This window comes from Bradyrhizobium sp. I71 (genome assembly GCF_022354745.1).
Lineage (GTDB): Bacteria > Pseudomonadota > Alphaproteobacteria > Rhizobiales > Xanthobacteraceae > Bradyrhizobium > Bradyrhizobium liaoningense.
On record NZ_CP059398.1, the window covers coordinates 7,254,425 to 7,270,163 of the forward strand.

At 65.6% G+C, this 15,739-nt stretch carries 17 protein-coding genes; 3 read left to right on the plus strand and 14 right to left on the minus strand.

Features of this window, described 5'->3' with window-relative positions; all coding sequences use genetic code 11:
* Positions 1-154: 154 nt before the first annotated feature.
* Positions 155-442, minus strand: coding sequence for a hypothetical protein (locus FJV43_RS34480; protein WP_239623377.1), 288 nt, complete (start codon positions 440-442; stop codon positions 155-157).
* On the opposite strand from FJV43_RS34480, the gene FJV43_RS34485 reads away from it, so the two are divergent.
* The gene (locus FJV43_RS34485) at positions 422-1,663 is read left to right on the plus strand and encodes a molybdopterin-dependent oxidoreductase (RefSeq protein ID WP_239623378.1); all 1,242 of its coding nucleotides are present in this window, start codon (positions 422-424) and stop codon (positions 1,661-1,663) included. The genes FJV43_RS34480 and FJV43_RS34485 overlap by 21 nt on opposite strands.
* 10 nt (positions 1,664-1,673) lie before the next feature.
* The gene (locus tag FJV43_RS34490; RefSeq protein ID WP_239623379.1) at positions 1,674-2,003 is read left to right on the plus strand and encodes a cytochrome c; all 330 of its coding nucleotides are present in this window, start codon (positions 1,674-1,676) and stop codon (positions 2,001-2,003) included.
* A gap of 104 nt (positions 2,004-2,107) precedes the next feature.
* On the opposite strand, the gene FJV43_RS34495 is transcribed toward FJV43_RS34490, so the two are convergent.
* From FJV43_RS34495 to FJV43_RS34505, 3 genes are read right to left on the minus strand one after another with little or no spacing between them, the layout of a single operon-like run.
* A complete protein-coding gene (locus FJV43_RS34495) occupies positions 2,108-2,362 on the minus strand; it encodes a PepSY domain-containing protein (RefSeq protein ID WP_239623380.1) in 255 nt (84 codons plus the stop codon).
* A gap of 27 nt (positions 2,363-2,389) precedes the next feature.
* Positions 2,390-3,448, minus strand: coding sequence for a Na+-dependent transporter (locus FJV43_RS34500; protein WP_239623381.1), 1,059 nt, complete (start codon positions 3,446-3,448; stop codon positions 2,390-2,392).
* Positions 3,449-3,458: 10 nt separating this feature from the next.
* Positions 3,459-4,406: an alpha/beta hydrolase gene (locus FJV43_RS34505; RefSeq protein ID WP_239623382.1), complete on the minus strand. Its 948-nt coding sequence runs from the start codon at positions 4,404-4,406 to the stop codon at positions 3,459-3,461.
* 223 nt (positions 4,407-4,629) lie between these two features.
* Between FJV43_RS34505 and FJV43_RS34510 the strand changes: the two genes are divergently transcribed.
* Positions 4,630-5,652 (plus strand): DUF2155 domain-containing protein, encoded by a 1,023-nt coding sequence (locus FJV43_RS34510; RefSeq protein WP_239623383.1) that lies wholly within the window; start codon positions 4,630-4,632, stop codon positions 5,650-5,652.
* 19 nt (positions 5,653-5,671) lie between these two features.
* On the opposite strand, the gene aat is transcribed toward FJV43_RS34510, so the two are convergent.
* The 10 genes from aat to FJV43_RS34560 all read right to left on the minus strand — a co-directional run bounded on the left by aat (position 5,672) and on the right by FJV43_RS34560 (position 15,603).
* The gene (gene aat / locus FJV43_RS34515) at positions 5,672-6,352 is read right to left on the minus strand and encodes a leucyl/phenylalanyl-tRNA--protein transferase (protein ID WP_239623384.1); all 681 of its coding nucleotides are present in this window, start codon (positions 6,350-6,352) and stop codon (positions 5,672-5,674) included.
* Between the two features lie 61 nt (positions 6,353-6,413).
* Positions 6,414-7,517 (minus strand): histidine kinase dimerization/phosphoacceptor domain -containing protein, encoded by a 1,104-nt coding sequence (locus FJV43_RS34520; RefSeq protein WP_239623385.1) that lies wholly within the window; start codon positions 7,515-7,517, stop codon positions 6,414-6,416.
* Positions 7,514-7,954, minus strand: coding sequence for a response regulator (locus FJV43_RS34525; RefSeq protein WP_028177209.1), 441 nt, complete (start codon positions 7,952-7,954; stop codon positions 7,514-7,516). Before FJV43_RS34525 ends, FJV43_RS34520 begins: the two co-directional genes overlap by 4 nt.
* Positions 7,951-9,477, minus strand: a complete 1,527-nt coding sequence (locus tag FJV43_RS34530) for a CHASE3 domain-containing protein (RefSeq protein WP_239623386.1) — start codon at positions 9,475-9,477, stop codon at positions 7,951-7,953. The genes FJV43_RS34525 and FJV43_RS34530 overlap by 4 nt, the downstream gene beginning before the upstream one ends.
* Before the next feature lie 102 nt (positions 9,478-9,579).
* Positions 9,580-10,938, minus strand: coding sequence for an acetyl-CoA carboxylase biotin carboxylase subunit (accC, locus tag FJV43_RS34535; protein WP_239623387.1), 1,359 nt, complete (start codon positions 10,936-10,938; stop codon positions 9,580-9,582).
* 82 nt (positions 10,939-11,020) lie between these two features.
* The gene (gene accB / locus FJV43_RS34540; protein WP_239623388.1) at positions 11,021-11,515 is read right to left on the minus strand and encodes an acetyl-CoA carboxylase biotin carboxyl carrier protein; all 495 of its coding nucleotides are present in this window, start codon (positions 11,513-11,515) and stop codon (positions 11,021-11,023) included.
* Between the two features lie 35 nt (positions 11,516-11,550).
* Positions 11,551-12,018, minus strand: a complete 468-nt coding sequence (aroQ, locus tag FJV43_RS34545; RefSeq protein ID WP_239623389.1) for a type II 3-dehydroquinate dehydratase — start codon at positions 12,016-12,018, stop codon at positions 11,551-11,553.
* 226 nt (positions 12,019-12,244) lie between these two features.
* On the minus strand, positions 12,245-13,114 hold the full coding sequence (locus FJV43_RS34550) for a DUF1236 domain-containing protein (RefSeq protein WP_239623390.1): 870 nt from the start codon (positions 13,112-13,114) through the stop codon (positions 12,245-12,247).
* A 222-nt stretch (positions 13,115-13,336) separates the two neighbouring features.
* Complete coding sequence (locus tag FJV43_RS34555) at positions 13,337-14,104, minus strand: DsbA family protein (protein ID WP_239623391.1); 768 nt, start codon at positions 14,102-14,104, stop codon at positions 13,337-13,339.
* A 98-nt stretch (positions 14,105-14,202) separates the two neighbouring features.
* Positions 14,203-15,603, minus strand: coding sequence for a M48 family metalloprotease (locus FJV43_RS34560; RefSeq protein WP_239623392.1), 1,401 nt, complete (start codon positions 15,601-15,603; stop codon positions 14,203-14,205).
* Positions 15,604-15,739 lie beyond the last annotated feature (136 nt).

The following is a 15,739-nucleotide window of genomic DNA, read 5'->3' on the forward strand; positions in this document are numbered from 1 at the left end:
AAGCGCCTGCGGGATTCGATCGCTGTCGGCGATCAGAACGATCTGATCATCTCGTTGGATTGCCGATGCGCCGAGGTCTACCTCTTTGGACACAGGCAGGCACTTCAAGCACTGCGTGCCGGAAATACAGACATGGAGAACGAAAATGACCCATTCACGTCGCGCTTTCCTTGCGATCGCCCTGTTCGTCGCCGCCGCGTCCACGCTTGGTGCGCCGTCCGCGCTTGCCGGCAGCCCGGTGCACGTGCTGGATCCCAGAATTGCCGTTCACCCGGAACGAGGCTTTCGCCAGATCGACAGGCATCTTCCGACCATCCGGCAGGCGCAACCTCGCCAGCCCGTCGAAGATCCGCTCGCGGACTTGCTCCTCGGATGAGCCGCGGGACTGAACCAGCACAAATCCATTCCTGAGGAGTCTTCGATGTCCCAACATTTCGACCATGCACGCTTTCCGGCATTGTCCCGCCGCGCCATGCTTCGAGCCCTCGGGGTTGCCGGCCTCACGCTCGCCGGCTCATCGGTCCGCGCCGATCAATCGATCCGGCTGCCGATCGCGGGCGAGCCGCGTGATCGGCCGATCACGCATGACTTTCCGCAAAAGGGGAGCATGATCCTGCAGCGCACGCGACCGCCACTGCTCGAGACCCCGATGGAGGTGTTCGACCGCGGCGTGTTCACCCCCAACGACCAGTTCTATGTGCGCTGGCACTGGGCGGTGATACCGACCTCGGTGGATGCTGACGCCTTCAGACTGACCGTGCGCGGTCACGTCGACCAGACCCTCTCGTTGTCCATCGGCGACCTGCTCAAGTTGCCCCGTGTCGAGCTTGCCGCCGTCAACCAATGCTCGGGCAATTCGCGAGGGTTCTTCCTGCCTCGCGTGCCGGGCGCGCAATGGGCGCATGGCGCGATGGGCAATGCGCGGTGGACGGGAGTCCTGCTCAAGGACGTGCTGGACCGCGCGGGCGTCAGGCCGGGCGCAGTTCAGGTCCGCTTCAACGGACTGGACGAGCCGGTCGTGCCCGACGCACCCGATTTCCGCAAGTCGCTCGATGTCGATCACGCCCGTGACGGCGAGGTCATGATCGCCTTTGCCATGAACGGCGAGCAACTGCCGCTCCTCAACGGCTTCCCGCTGCGGCTGATCGTGCCGGGATGGTACTCGACCTATTGGGTCAAGATGCTCAGCGACATCGAGGTTCTCGATCGCCAGGACGACAATTACTGGATGGCGACTGCCTACACCGTTCCGGATACGCCGCATGCCAACATCAAGCCGGGCCAGACCGGCGTAAAGATGGTTCCGATCAGCCGCATGGTGCCACGGTCATTCTTCACGAACATCGTGGACGGCGCATCGCTTCCGGCGGGCGCAGTCGCAACAATCCGCGGGATCGCGTTCGGCGGTGATGCCGGTGTCGCCAAGGTCGAGCTATCGATGGATGATGGCCGGACGTGGCAACCCGCGACGCTTGGCGAGGACCACGGCAAGTACAGCTTCCGCCGCTGGCAGTTGGAGATTCCACAACTGATGAAGGGCGGCCATTCGTTGATGGTCCGCTGCACGAACACCGCCGGCGACATTCAGCCGGCAGCATCGAACTGGAACACCAGCGGCTTCATGCGCAACGTCGTTGAGACGGTCCAACTCACCGCGATCTAGGAGCACCACCATGCGTCACCTCATCTTCGTCGTCGGCACCTCGTTCGCCGCTCTGCTGGCATCCACGCCCGCGTGGCCGGCCCCCGCAATTTCCTCCACGACTGTGGAGCTTCCGGCGGGTGATGCGCTGTTCCCCGGTGGATCCGAAGCGGATGCCATCAACAACAACTGCCTGGCTTGCCATTCGGCAGACATGGTGCTGAACCAGCCGGCCTTGCCCAGGTCCACCTGGGAATCCGAGGTGCACAAGATGATCAAGGCCTATGGAGCTCCCGTCGAGGACAGCGACGTGCCCGCCATCGTCGACTATCTTGCCAAGGTCAAAGGAAGCGGCCAGTGATGCTCGGCACCGCTGACAAGCGCGGCTGAACGGATGAGACCAGGGCGTTCGTCCAAGTCGACCACCGCTGAATCTCCCGCCTTAGAAGCGGACTTCGGCGATGCTCATCGATCGGGCTTCTCGCGCACGATCGCGCCAGTCTTGGGGTCGGCATGGAATTCCATCTTCTGTCCGTTCTTGACGCCTTCGCCCTCCCACTGGCCATCGTCGGCTTCAAGCTTGGTGACCTCCGAATAGCCCGACTCCATGACTTTGGCCTTCACTTGCTCCATCGGCATCCAGTCGGGTCCGGGTTGATCGGCTCTCGCTGCCGAGCCCACGGCGAGCGAGCCGAGAACCAGAATTGTGGCAAACTTCATCGCGAACCTCCTTGTCGATGAGAGGCTTCAACGGGGGCCATGGATTGATGTTCCTCCACTGCGTCGGTGCGACGCAAACGAATGAACGTCAGCCTTGTTTTCCCCGCTGGACGCATCTGCCCGTGCCGTCAGGCGCCGCGCGATCGGCATCAGCATGTATGGCGCAAGATGTATCGGGAATTGCGTCATGGCGAAATAGAGCCAGGTGGTCGGCGGCAGCGCGCCGGCCGTCGCCGCCAGCATCAGGCCGAGATTGCGCTGTGACACCATCAGCCCGAGCGCAAGCGCGCGCTCATAGCCGATGCGGCGGAACAGCAGCGTGGTGATCGCGAGCAGTGTGAAATAGATCGCGAAGGACAGCAGCGCGAGGCCGATGGTGAACACCGGCTGGCTCACCAGCTCGCTCGCGACATCCCCCATGACTGCGGACGCGAACACAAACAGGATGATGATGTTGAAGCCATCGATCGGCCGCTTCCGGCGCTGGATCGCCTGCGCGCCGAAGATCCAGCGGATGACGGTCGCGGCGAGCAGCGACGCGGCGAGAATGCCGAGCAGCTTCAGGCCGAGTGCAAGCGGCGAGATGCTGAGCATTCCGTCGAGGAACAGACCTGCGAACATCGAAGCCGTGAAGGGAACGAGCGCGGTCGAGGTCACCAGCGTGACCAGCACCAAGGTGGCGTCGAGCCCCATCAGCGCGGCGAGTGCCGGCGAGGCCATCATCGGCGAGGCCATGCCCTGGAGCATCAGCGCGAGAGCAAGGCCGGGCGAGTGGCTCGCCAGCCCCGTTGCATGGGCGATCAATCCGACGATCAGCGGCACGCCGATCGTGGTCCAGGCCGTGGCGGTGGCGACCAGCGCCGGCCTGCGGAGATGGCCGTAGAGCGCGGCCAGATCGACCCGCATGAACGAGATGCAGAGCAGAAGGAAAATCGCCTCGGTGACATAGGGGCGCAGCAGCGCGCCGAGCGGCGGCACCGCGACCGCGATGAAGGCGACGGCGGCGACCGCGCGGGTGCCCTGGCTGCCGAGCCATGTCAGTCCGCGCAGGGGAAGAGCGAAGATGGGATGAAGAACGGACGGCATGCGGGAGGGGTCAGCCCAATCCCTTCAACCAGACGCCGATCTCGCTCACGGCGACGTTCGCCTGTCGCAACAGCCTTCCCATGGTGAAGAAGCCGTGGAACTGGCCGGGGAAGTGCTTGTAGGTCACGGGCACGCCGGCCCGCCTGAGGCGCTCGGCATATTCGTCGCCCTCGTCGCGCAAGGGATCGGCGCCGGCGGTCAGCACGTAGGCGGGGGGCAGGCCGGCAAGGTTCTGCGCGCGCGCCGGCGAGGCGCGCCAGTCGTGGATGTCGGCGGCGCCATTGAGGTAGTGGTCGCGGAACCAGCGGATCACCGAATGCGTCAGCAGCACGCTGGTCTCGGGCTCGCTATGGGAGTCGTGCGTCATGGCGAAATCGGTCGCCGGATAGATCAACACCTGACCCGCGAGCGCGGGGCCGCCAGCGTCACGCGCGGCGAGCGCCACGACCGCGGCGAGATTGCCGCCGGCGCTGTCGCCGCCGATCGACAGGCGCGAGGCGTCGACGCCGAGATCGCGCGCATGCGCGGCGATCCATCTGGTTGCGGCGATCGCGTCATCGGCGGCGGCAGGAAACTTGTGCTCGGGCGCGAGGCGGTAGTCGACCGAGATCACGATCAGTGCGCCTTCGGCCGCGAGCTGGCGGCAGACGACGTCGTGGGAGTCGAGATCGCCGATCACCCAGCCGCCGCCGTGGAAGAACACCAGCGCCGGCGACAGGCCGTCGTGCTGGCGCGGTTCCTTGGGCACGTAGAGGCGGGCTGGGATCGCCCCGTGCGGTGCCGGTATCGCCAGCGGCGCGACGCGCGCCAGCTCCGGCGCGTCAGGGTTGGTGGCAAACCGCGCCTGGGAATAGTAGGCGCGTGCTTCGTCCGCGGTCAGGGTCTCGTAGGCGGGGCGGCCGGCCTCCTGGAAGGCCTTGTAGACGGCGACGGCGTCGGGATCGAGCACAACGGGCATGAAGCGGGACCTTGGAGTTTCCAGTGATCGTTGGATGTCATTCGGCGCAACGCCCGCCTTCGGCCCCGGGGAGGGGCCATGACGATCCCAAAACTATTCCATGACTATCCCATCCGGGAGCTGGCCTGGCCAGACCGCGCCGGGAAGGGCAGGGATGCCGCCCTTCCCCCGCCGTATTCCCCGTGTTAACCGGAGGCCTGCGAGCGGCGGTATCCCCTGTAAAATGTCCAACGAGCCCGATTCGCTGTTGAAGCCGCGCGAGATGTTCAAAACCTTTTCCCTGACAGGCCTTGCGGCACTGCTGGCCGCCACCGCGCTGACCGTTGCGACGCCGGCTCAGGCGCAGATCGGCACGATCTTTTCGGATCCGCCGCCGCTGCGGCCGCCCGGCAGCATTCCGCGCGGCCAGCCGCAGCCGCAGGTCCCCGAGGACGACGAAGAGGTGCCGGAGCTGCCGCCGCAGGGCCGCGTGCTGCCGTCCCGCCCGATGGCGCCGCCGCCGGGCCGCCAAGGTAACGTGATGCCGGGGCCGGTCGAGAGCCAGCCGCTGGCGCCGCCGCCGGGCTCGACCGTGGCGCCGCCAAACCAGCCGCCGTCCGCGGCGATCGCTCCGCCCAGTCCGCAAGGTGCGCCTGGTCAGCGCCAGCCCCAGCAGAAGGGTGCGCCGGGCACGGTCCCGCAGACCCCGGCAAGCCTCCAGCCGGGCGACGAGGTCGTGACCGAGCCGCCGGCCCAGAAGATCGTGAACAAGAAGGCGACCTTCTCCGGCCTCGACAAGATCACCGGGCGCATCATCAATTTCGACGAGGAGATCGGCGAGACCGTCCAGTTCGGCGCGCTCAGGGTCAAGACCGACGCCTGCTATACGCGGCCGGCAACGGAGGCCACCAACACCGACGCCTTCGTCGAGGTCGACGAGATCACCCTGCAGGGCGAGGTGAAGCGTATCTTCTCGGGCTGGATGTATGCGGCAAGCCCGGGCCTGCACGGCGTCGAGCATCCGATCTACGACATCTGGCTGACCGACTGCAAGGAGCCGCAGCAGACCATTGCGACCGCGGCACCGGATCCTGCGACCAAGCCCGCAGCGCCGCCGCCGGCGCAGAAGAAGGCTGCGCCCAAGCAGGCCGTGCAGCAGCGTCCGCCGCAGCCCTTGCCGCCACCGCCGCAGCAGCAACCGGCTCCGCCACCGCCGCCGCCGGAGCAGCGGCCAGGTCTGTTCGGTATCCCCGGGCTCGGCCGCTAAAATCGAGCCCGGCTGTCGATCATTGCCGCGAGGCGATGATCTCGAGCGCGCGTGCGCCGGGGATCGCTTCGCCGTCGGAGAGCCTCAGAAAGTCGCCGGCTTCGCCCGCCAGCGCCTTGTCGAGCAGCGCCGTATAGCGTCGCCGCGAAATCTCGACCGCGCCGAAGCTCTTCAGATGCTCGGTGACATATTGGGTGTCGAGCAGCTCGAAGCCGCCATAGATGAGCCGCGCGACCAGATGCACCAGCGCGACCTTCGAGGCATCGCGCGCGGTGTGGAACATGCTCTCGCCGAAGAAGGCCCGTCCGAGGCTCACGCCGTACAGCCCGCCGACGAGGTCGTCGCCCTGCCAGGCCTCGACGCTGTGGCAATGGCCGAGCTCGAAGAGGCCGCCATAGAGGTCGCGGATGCGCTTGTTGATCCAGGTGTCCTCGCGTCCTGCCTGCGGCGCGGCGCAGCCGGCGATCGTCGCCTTGAAGGCGGTGTTGACGGTCACGCGAAAGGCGTCGGACCGTACGGTGCGCGCAAGCCGCGAGGCGACGCGAAAACCGTCGAGCGGGATGACGCCGCGCAATTCCGGCTCGACCCAGAACAGGGTCGGATCGTCGGCACTTTCCGCCATCGGGAAGATGCCGCAGGCATAAGCGCGCAGCAGCACGGCCGGCGTGATTTCAGACGGGGCGGAGTCGCGCGAAGTCATGGTTTGCCATCATAGCAGGATCGCAATGCGGTTGCGATGGGTGGCGCAACCCGGCGCGAGGTCAGCTCGCGGCGGCGGTGCTGGTCTTGCCGGGGGCTGCGGGCACGCGGCCGAACTTCAGCACGACGCGGGTTCCGGAATGCGCGGGATCGCGCTCGACCGAGGCATCGAGCTTGGAGGCCATGGCGGCGACGATGCGCTGGCCCATGCCGGTGGAGCGCGGATCGGCCTTGACGTTGTCGCCGACGCCATCGTCGGTGATCGCGAGCAGGAGATCGTCGCCATGCGAGACCAGCTCGACATGGATCGGGCCGGCGCCGTCGGGATAGGCGTATTTCACCGCGTTCATCACCAGCTCGTTGACGATGATGCCGACGGCGACCGCACGGTCCGGGTCGATCTCGATCGGCTCGGCCTTCAGCGTCAGGCGCGACATCCGGTTGCCTTCGGCCGAGCGGCGCAGGTCCTCGAGCAGTGAGTCCAGATACTGGTTCAGGACCACGCTTTTCAGATCCTGCGAGGTGTAGAGGCGGCGGTGCACCTGTGCGACCGCGGCAACGCGGCCCATCGCATTGGTCAGTGCCGCCTTGACCTCGTCCTGCGCGGCGGAGCTTGCCTGAAGGTGCAGCAACGAGGCGATGATCTGGAGCGAATTGCCGACACGGTGGTTGACCTCGCGCAGCAGGAGCTCGCGTTCGGCGGCAAGCGCCGCGTAGCGGTCGCGCGAGGCGTGGATCTCGGCTTCGGCCTCCTCGCGCGCCCTCTGCAATGCGGCCTGGCGCAGCGCGCCTTCGGCGGCGACGTGGAGGAGCGGGATGAAGTCGCCCTGGACGTCCTTCACCAGATAGTCGGCCGCACCCGCCTTCAGCGCGGTGACCGCGATGCTGGAATCCTGCGAGGCGGTGACGAATACGACCGGCGGCGCGTCCGGGATCGCCATGATCTGCTCGAGCGTCTCCAGCCCGTCGAGGCCCGGCATGTACTGATCGAGCGCAACGACATCGATGCCGCCTTCGGCGCTGGCGCGGCGGATGCGCTCGAGACCTTCCTCGCCGCTCGCGGCGTGAACGACCCGGTAGCCGCGCCGCGTCAGGCCGCGGTCGACCAGGCGCGCCAGCGCGTCGTCGTCGTCGATGTAGAGCAGTGTCGGCGTGGGCTGGTTCATGTGGCGGCGGGCGGGACCTGGATGACCGAGAAGAACAGCCCGAGCTGCCGGATGGCATTGGCGAAATTCTCGTAGTTGACGGGCTTGGTGATGTAGACGTTGCAGCCGAGCTCGTAGCAGCGCTTGATTTCCTGGGAGTCGTCGGTGGTGGTCAGCACCACCACGGGCGAGGCCTTCAGATATTTGTTCTCCTTGATCTGCTTCAGGATGTCGATCCCGGTCATGTCGGGGAGGTTGAGATCGAGCAGGATCAAGAGCGCATTGCCCTTCTGAACCAGCCCGGAGCGGTCGGCACCAAACAGGTGCATCATCGCGTCAGTGCCGTTCTGGAAGGAGACGATCTCGTTGTTGACGCCGGAGCGACGGATATTGCGCTCGATCAGGCGGGCGTGGCCCTCGTCGTCCTCGATCATGATGATGGTGACAGGCTGGGTCATCGATCTGTGTTCCGGTTGCTCACATTCCAGGCGATCGGCAGCGTGATCGTGAAGGTGCTGCCCGCGTTCAGTTCCGATGATACCGACATGGTGCCGCCGAGGCGACGCACAAGTGCACGGACATGCGCAAGACCGATGCCCTGGCCGGGCTTGTCCTGGGTTCCCGCGCGGCGGAACAGGTCGAAGATCCGCTGGTGATCCTTCGGATCGATACCGCGGCCGTTGTCGCTGATCTCGAAGATAGCGTAGCCGAGCTTGGTCCGCCCGCGGATTCTGATCTCGCCGGGCATGCCGGGCTTGAGATATTTGACCGCATTGTCGATCAGGTTCGAGAAGATCTGCTCGAGTGCGAGACGATCGCTCACGAGGTTCGGCAGGGGCTCGAGGTGGATCTCGGCCTGCGCCTCGGCCGCCTGGTGCGCCAGCGTCGAGACGATGGCCTCGATCAGCTCGCGCGTGTCGATCTTCACCGGCTGGAATTCGCGCCGGCCCTCGCGCGTGAGGTTGAGGATGGCCGAGATCAGCCGGTCCATCTTGGCGATCGACGATTTGATGAAGCCGAGCGCTTCGGAAAAATCCTCCGAGAGCTGCTTGTCGGCGCCCTCGAGCGCGATCTCGCCCGGCCCGGCGGGGGCCAGCGGCGCTCCCTCCGCGGGGACGTGAGCGAGGCTGCTGATGCGGCGGAAGATGTCGCCGCCGAGCTCCTCGAGTTCGCTGGTGAAGCCCATGATGTTGACGAGCGGCGAGCGCAGATCGTGGCTGACGATATAGGCAAAGCGCTGGATCTCGTCGTTGGCTTCGCGCAGGTCTGCCGTGCGTTCGTCGACGACGGCCTCCAGATTGACGTTGGCATCGCGCAGCCGGGATTCGGCTTCGTCCCGGGCGCGGGCCGACCGCCGCACCAACCAGATCGAGAGCATCGCCAGCACCACCACGAGGCCGGAGCCGATGCCGGTCATCGACGCGGCGAGGGTCTGGCTGTGGTCGGAGTTGGCAGTGCGGAGGCGGAACAGGCGCTCCTCCTCCTGGATCATCGCGTTCGCGACGGTGGCGATCCTCGTCGTGGTGTCCTGGGCCGCGGCCTCACGCACCAGTGCCGCGGCCTTGTCCGGCTGGCCTTGCTGGATGAACACCATTTCCTGCGCGAACTGGCCGAGGCGGATTTCAATCGCCGCGCTCAGCTTTTCGACGTTCTCGCGCTGCCCTGGATTGTCGCCGCTCAGGCGCGTGAGCTTGTCGAGAGCGGGGATGATTGCCGCCACGGCCTTTTCATGGTCGACCCTGAAATTCTCCCCCTGCGTCAGGAGATAGCCGCGAGCGCCGCTCTCGGCGCGCCGGATTTCGAGCAGCAGGGCGTTGATCTGGTTCTCCACCTCGATGGTGTGAACCACCCATTTGCTGTCTTCCCGCGCCTTGTTGACGAGATAGACGGAGCCGGCGCTGATCACGGTCAGCACCAAAAGGCCCGCCGCGAACAGCAGGATCTGCCAGAATGCGCGCCGTCGCTGGCCTTCAGCCGTCACGGCGGTTCACCCGTCTGCGCTCAATGGAGATCAAAACGCCCCCTTTGGAACTAGCCCCAACCGTCCAGAACGCGATTGGGGCCAAAGGGTTCCACAAGAGGACTATCCCGCTTCGGGTTCCGGCTTGCCGGCGAGGTACTGCTCCAGCCAGTGGATGTGGTAGTCGCCGTTGATGATGGCGTCTTCGCGCACAAGCGCCCGGAACAGCGGCAGCGTGGTCTCGATGCCTTCGACCACCATCTCGTCCAGCGCCCGGCGCAACCGCATCAGGCATTCGGCGCGGGTCTTGCCATGCACGATCAGCTTGCCGACGAGCGAATCGTAATAAGGCGGGATCGTGTAGCCCTGATAGACGGCGGAATCGATCCGGACGCCGAGGCCGCCGGGCGGATGATATTGCAGGATCCGGCCGGGCGAGGGGCGGAAGGTCTGCGGATTCTCGGCGTTGATGCGGCACTCGATCGCGTGGCCGATGACCTGGATTTCGTCCTGCCTGGCGGGCAGGTCGCCGCCGGCGGCGATGCGGATCTGCTCCAGCACGAGGTCGATGTCGGTGATGCTCTCGGTGACGGGATGCTCGACCTGGATGCGGGTGTTCATCTCGATGAAGTAGAACTCGCCGTCCTCGTAGAGGAACTCGATGGTGCCGACGCCGAGATATTTCATCTCGCGCATCGCTTTGGCGCAGGTCTCGCCGATCCTGGCCCGCGCCGCGGCGGAGAGCACGGGCGAGGGGCCTTCCTCCCAGACCTTCTGGTGCCGGCGCTGCAGCGAGCAGTCGCGCTCACCGAGATGGATGGCGCCGCCGCGGCCGTCGCCGAGGATCTGGATCTCGATGTGGCGCGGCTTCTGGAGATATTTTTCCAGATAGACGGACGCATCGCCAAAGGCGGACCTGGCCTCGTTGGCCGCCGTCGACAGCGCCAGCTGGAGGTCGGCCTCGCTGTGCGCGACCTTCATGCCGCGGCCGCCACCGCCGGCCGCCGCCTTCACCAGCACCGGGAAGCCGATCTTCCTGGCGATCGCCATCGCGTCGTCATCGGGGCCGACCGCGCCATCGGAGCCGGGCACCACGGGAATGCCGAGGCGCTTCGCCGTCTTCTTGGCCTCGATCTTGTCGCCCATCAGGCGGATGTGCTCGGCCTTCGGGCCGATGAAATGCAGATTGTGCTCGGCGAGGATTTCCGCAAAGCGCGCGTTCTCGGAGAGGAAGCCGTAACCGGGATGCACGGCATCGGCGCCCGTGATCTCGCAGGCCGCGAGCAGCGCGGGCACGTTGAGATAGCTGTCCTTGGACGAGGGCGGCCCGATGCAGACGCTCTCGTCCGACAGCCGCACATGCATGGCGTCGGCGTCGGCCGTGGAGTGCACGGCGACGGTCGCGATCCCGAGCTCCTTGCAGGCCCTGAGGATGCGAAGGGCGATCTCGCCACGATTGGCTATGAGGATCTTGTCGAACATATTGTCCTGCAGCGAATGGCGAGTGGCGAATGGCGAGTAGGAAAGGCTGACGCCATTCGCTATTCGCTATTCCCCATTCGCGTCACTCAATAATCACCAGCGGCTCGCCGTACTCGACCGGCTGGCCATCCTCGACCAGGATCTGCGTCACCGTGCCGGCGCGCGGCGAAGGGATCTGGTTCATCGTCTTCATGGCTTCGATGATCAGCAGCGTCTGGCCGACCGAGACCTTGGTGCCGACCTCGATGAACGGCTTTGCGCCCGGCTCCGGCGCCCAATAGGCGGTGCCGACCATCGGCGAGGTCACGGCGCCGGGATGCTTCGACAGATCGGCCGCGGCAGTGCCGGGCGCGGCCGCGCTTGCAGCCGCCGTCATGGCGGCAGGAGCGGCCGCCATCGGCATCGGCATAGTCGCGGCCACGCTGATGTTGCGGGCGACGCGCAGGCGCAGCCCCGCCCGCTCGATCTCGATCTCGGTCAGGCTGGTTTCATCGAGCAGCAAGGCAAGCTCGCGGATGAGCGCCGAATCCTCGCTGGAAAACTTTGCGGCTGCTTTGTCGTCTGGCTGGCGCGCCATGTTGTTTGATCCGAATGTTCTGTTGGAAGGGGGCGTCAGGCGTTGGGCTTGATGCCGAGCTTGGCGGCAAGGCCCTGAATGGCGAGGCGGTAGCCCTCGATGCCGAAACCGCAGAGCGAGGCGAAGGCCGCGCGTGCGGTGTAGGAATGGTGACGAAAGCTCTCGCGGGCGTGGATGTTGGTCACGTGCACCTCGACCGTCGGAATCTGCACCGCGAGCAGTGCGTCGTGCAGCGCGATGGAGGTGTGGGAATAGCCGCCGGCGTTGATGACGATGCCCTTCATCTTGCGCCGGTGTGCCTCATGGATGAAGTCGATCAGCTCGCCTTCGCGGTTGGACTGCCGGCAATCGGCCTTCAGGCCGAAGGTCGCCGCTGTCTCCCGGCACAGCGCCTCGACGTCGGCCAGCGTCGCATGACCGTACTTTTCGGGCTCGCGCGTCCCCAGCAAGTTGAGGTTCGGCCCGTTCAGGACGAGGATCGTGTCGGTTGCAGTTTCGGCCATTCCAATCCCGGAAAGAGGTGCTTCGGCGTGGCGGGGTTATAGGTAACAAAGCGCGTGAGGGGAAGCCTCGAAGGGCCTCAGGGGCGGGTTCAAGCACCTCACCCAGTGCGCAAAAACCTGTGCGGAAACTACGGAAATTGCTTGTTAACCAGTCCGAAGCATGGCTGCGGGCCGAATGCAAAGGGGCGGGCATCGCTGCCCGCCCCGAGCTTGCCGGTATCCTGCCTCAGACGTTCAGGACCGCCACGATCTCGTAGGTGTCCGGATTGATGATCACGATCTCATCGCGGACCAGGACGTACCTGTAGGTCCGCCACTCCGGATAAATGCTCACGACCCGCGACGGCAGGGCGTGCAGCGTAATGCCCTCGCGCGGGATGCGGGTGCCGACCGAGATCGAGAAGTTCACGTTCGTCACCGGAGCGACGCGCTGCTCGCGGATCACCGACGTGATCTGCGTCCGCTGCTCGGTCGAAAGCTTGGCAGCGGCGCCGGCCTGGCCGACCGTGGTCGAGCTCTGGCCCTGCGCGTTCTGGGTCGTGCTGGTGCCGGTCTGGCCCTGAGCATTCTGGTTGGTGCTGGTGCCGGTGCCCTGGCGGGTCTCGGCGTTGTTGGTCGAGGTGCCGCTCTTGCTGCCCTCAGCCTTCATGTCCTTCTGGTCCTTGCTGCCGGACTTGCTGGTGTCCTGGCTCATGCTCTTGGACTTGTCCTGCTGGGACTTGTCCATCTGGCCCTGCGCGCGATCATCGGTGCGCTGGCCCTTGGTGGCACCGGCCTTGTCCTCGGCCGCGTTCTTGTTCATCGCGGCGCCCGGGCGCTCGTCCTTCATCGCACCGGACTTGTCCTCGGAGGCCCGATCGGACTTCATCGTGCTGGAGCCGCCGGCCTGACCGACGGTGCCCTTGTCATGGCTCATGGAGTCGCGCCCCATCGAGCCGCGCTCAGCGCCGCCGCCGGAGGGCTGCGAGGGCTGCATCTGCTGCGAGCCACCGGCGCCGCCACCGCTGTCGCGGCCCATGCTGCCCTGTGCGTTTGCCAAACCGGTCCCCGCGATGAGTGCAACTGCGGCAACCGAGATCATAAAGCGGTTCAACATCGAAATTCTCCTCACGTGTTTCCTGCGTCATTGCCCGCGCCGACAACGAAAGGAGATTTGAGTTGTTCCGGAACTTCGTCTGTTCCGCGGCATTTGTTTGTTGAACGCTGGATGAACGACTTCGCACGAAGACGCCAACGTTGGGCGCGCGAAAAAAGGGCCGGCTCTTCAGCCGACCCTTTTGCATGCGCGAGTCGCGAAAGGCGCGATCAGCAAGTCGCCTTAGCAGGCCGCTTTGCCGCAGCGGGCGATGCCGATCTTTTCCCTGAGGCCTTCGACGCCGACAGCGCCGATCACGATCTGCTTGCCGATGACGTAGCTCGGCGTGCCGTTCATGCCCATCGCTTCGGCAAGCTTGAAGTTCTCCTCGATGGTGGCGCGCACCTCCGGACTGGCGATGTCCTTCTCGATTCGAGCGGTGTCGAGGCCGGCTTCCTTCGCCGCCTGAATCGCGCGCGCCTTGTCGGCAGCGCCCCGGCCACCGAGCAGCTTCTGGTGGAAGTCGAGATATTTCTTGCCGGTGGGATCCTGCATGCGCACGGCGACCGCGACCTGCGCCGCTTCGACCGAACCCTGGCTCAGCACCGGAAACTCCTTCAGCACGACCTTCAGCTTCGGATCGCTCTTCATGATGGTCAGCATGTCGTCCATCGCGCGTTTGCAGTAGCCGCAATTGTAGTCGAAGAACTCGACGAAGGTGACGTCGCCGTCCTTGTTGCCGAGCACGACCTGGCGCGGCGAGTTGAAGATCGCATCGGCATTCTGCGCGATGCTGGCCTCGTGCTTCTGCGTTTCGGCCGCGGCCTGACGCTTGCTGAGCTCGGCCATGGCCTCCTCGAGCACCTCGGGATGGCTGACGAGGTAGTTCTTGATGATGGTTTCGATGTCGGTGCGCTGGGCATCGGAGAAGCTGTCGGCCGACGCGGGCACGGCTGCGCCGAACATGGCGAGCGCGAACAATGCGGGAGCAAGCAGGCGCAGCGAAGGCATAGGTAAATCCTCTTATCCAAAGCAGGTTTCGATAAACGTCCCGGCGGACTTAAGCTCGGTGTCGTGACGTCGTGGTATCGGGCGTCGTTCGAGTTGCGTCAGTTGCGCGGCGGCTTCGCCGCCACGATGTCGTCGGCCTTGACCCATCCGGGCGTGCCGATGGCGAAACGTGTTTTCGCGCGCGTTGCAAGCTCGCGGGCGGTCTTGTTGTCGCCGCGCAAGTAAGCGGCCTGGGCCGAGGCGAGATCGGCCTCGGCGTAGTCTCCCTTCCGGCCATAGGCCATTGCGAGCTGGGTATAACCGAGTGCCGCCTCGGGCTCTCGGGCCACCGCAGCGCGGAGAATCCGAACGGCATCGTCGGTGTAGGCTTTATTATCGGCTCCAACCAGAGCCTGCCCAAGTAACATCTCGATGAGGGGGGCGTTGTTCGAGAGCTGCGCTGCCTTGCGCAGGGGAGCGATCGCCTCCGCCGGCTTGCCGCTCTCCAAAAGCGCCTGGCCGCGCACCTCGTAGAAGTAGGGGTTGTTCGGCTGAACCTGGATCAGCGCGTCGATCTGAGTGAGCGCGCTGCGCAAATCCCCGTGCAGATAGGTGCTGATGGCGCGGGCATAGCGCGCCGGCAGGCTGTCGTTGGTCTGGGGATAGCGGCGGTACACCGTCTCCGGCCGCTCCATGAAGGCTGATATCTTGGCGCGGACCATGTCGTGCCGGAGCTGAAGCGCGGGATCGTCCCTCTTGTTCCAGTATGGGCTGGTGCCCGCGAATTCCTGGAGTGCGGCGACGCGCTCGGCCGGCATCGGATGCGACTGGAGATAGGGATCGGCGCCGCGCGAAGCGAACAGGCTCTCGCTGGTGAAGCGCTTGAAGGTCTCGTACATGCCTTTCGGCGATTGCTGGGTCGCAGTCAGGAATTTCACGCCTGCGCGGTCGGCGTTCTCCTCCTGCTGGCGCTGGTAGGATAGCAGCGTACGGCGGATCATCTCCTGCGGAGCGGCGATCGCGGCCGCGCCGGCATTGGCCAGCCCGTTGTTGCCGGCGCTCGAGCTGCGGGTGCTGCCGGCGGCGATTGCGCCGGCGCCGAGCAGCATCGCGATGATCATCTGGGTCTGGGCCGTGGCAAGCTGCTCGCGCAGCTTGGACAGGTGACCGCCGGCCAGATGTCCGGTCTCGTGCGCGAGCACGCCGATGATCTGGTTCGGCGTCTCCGACTGCAGGATCGCGCCCCAATTGACGAAGATGCGGCGGCCGTCCGCGACGAACGCGTTGAACGAGCCGTCGTTGATGATCACCATCTGGATGTTCTGCTTCTCCAAACCCGCGACACGCAGGATCGGACGGGTGTATTCGCGCAGCAGCTGCTCGGTCTCGGTGTCGCGCAGCACCGGCGGCCCCTTGGCCTGTGCCCGCGCGGCCGAGAACGGCGTCAGCGCGATGGCCGCGGCCGTGACGAGGGCGGTGAGAGCGGAGGCCTTCTGGCGCAATGCGATCCTGAGCAACATCGAGCGGTCTGGTCAAACGGTCTTGGTCAGCAGTTTCGTGATTGGTTTGGCGATTGGCGGCAGACCGGATCCGCGATATGCCCCTTGTGAGCCGAGCCCTTTATGAGCCGTACAATGCGGCCAGTCTGGGGCGCAA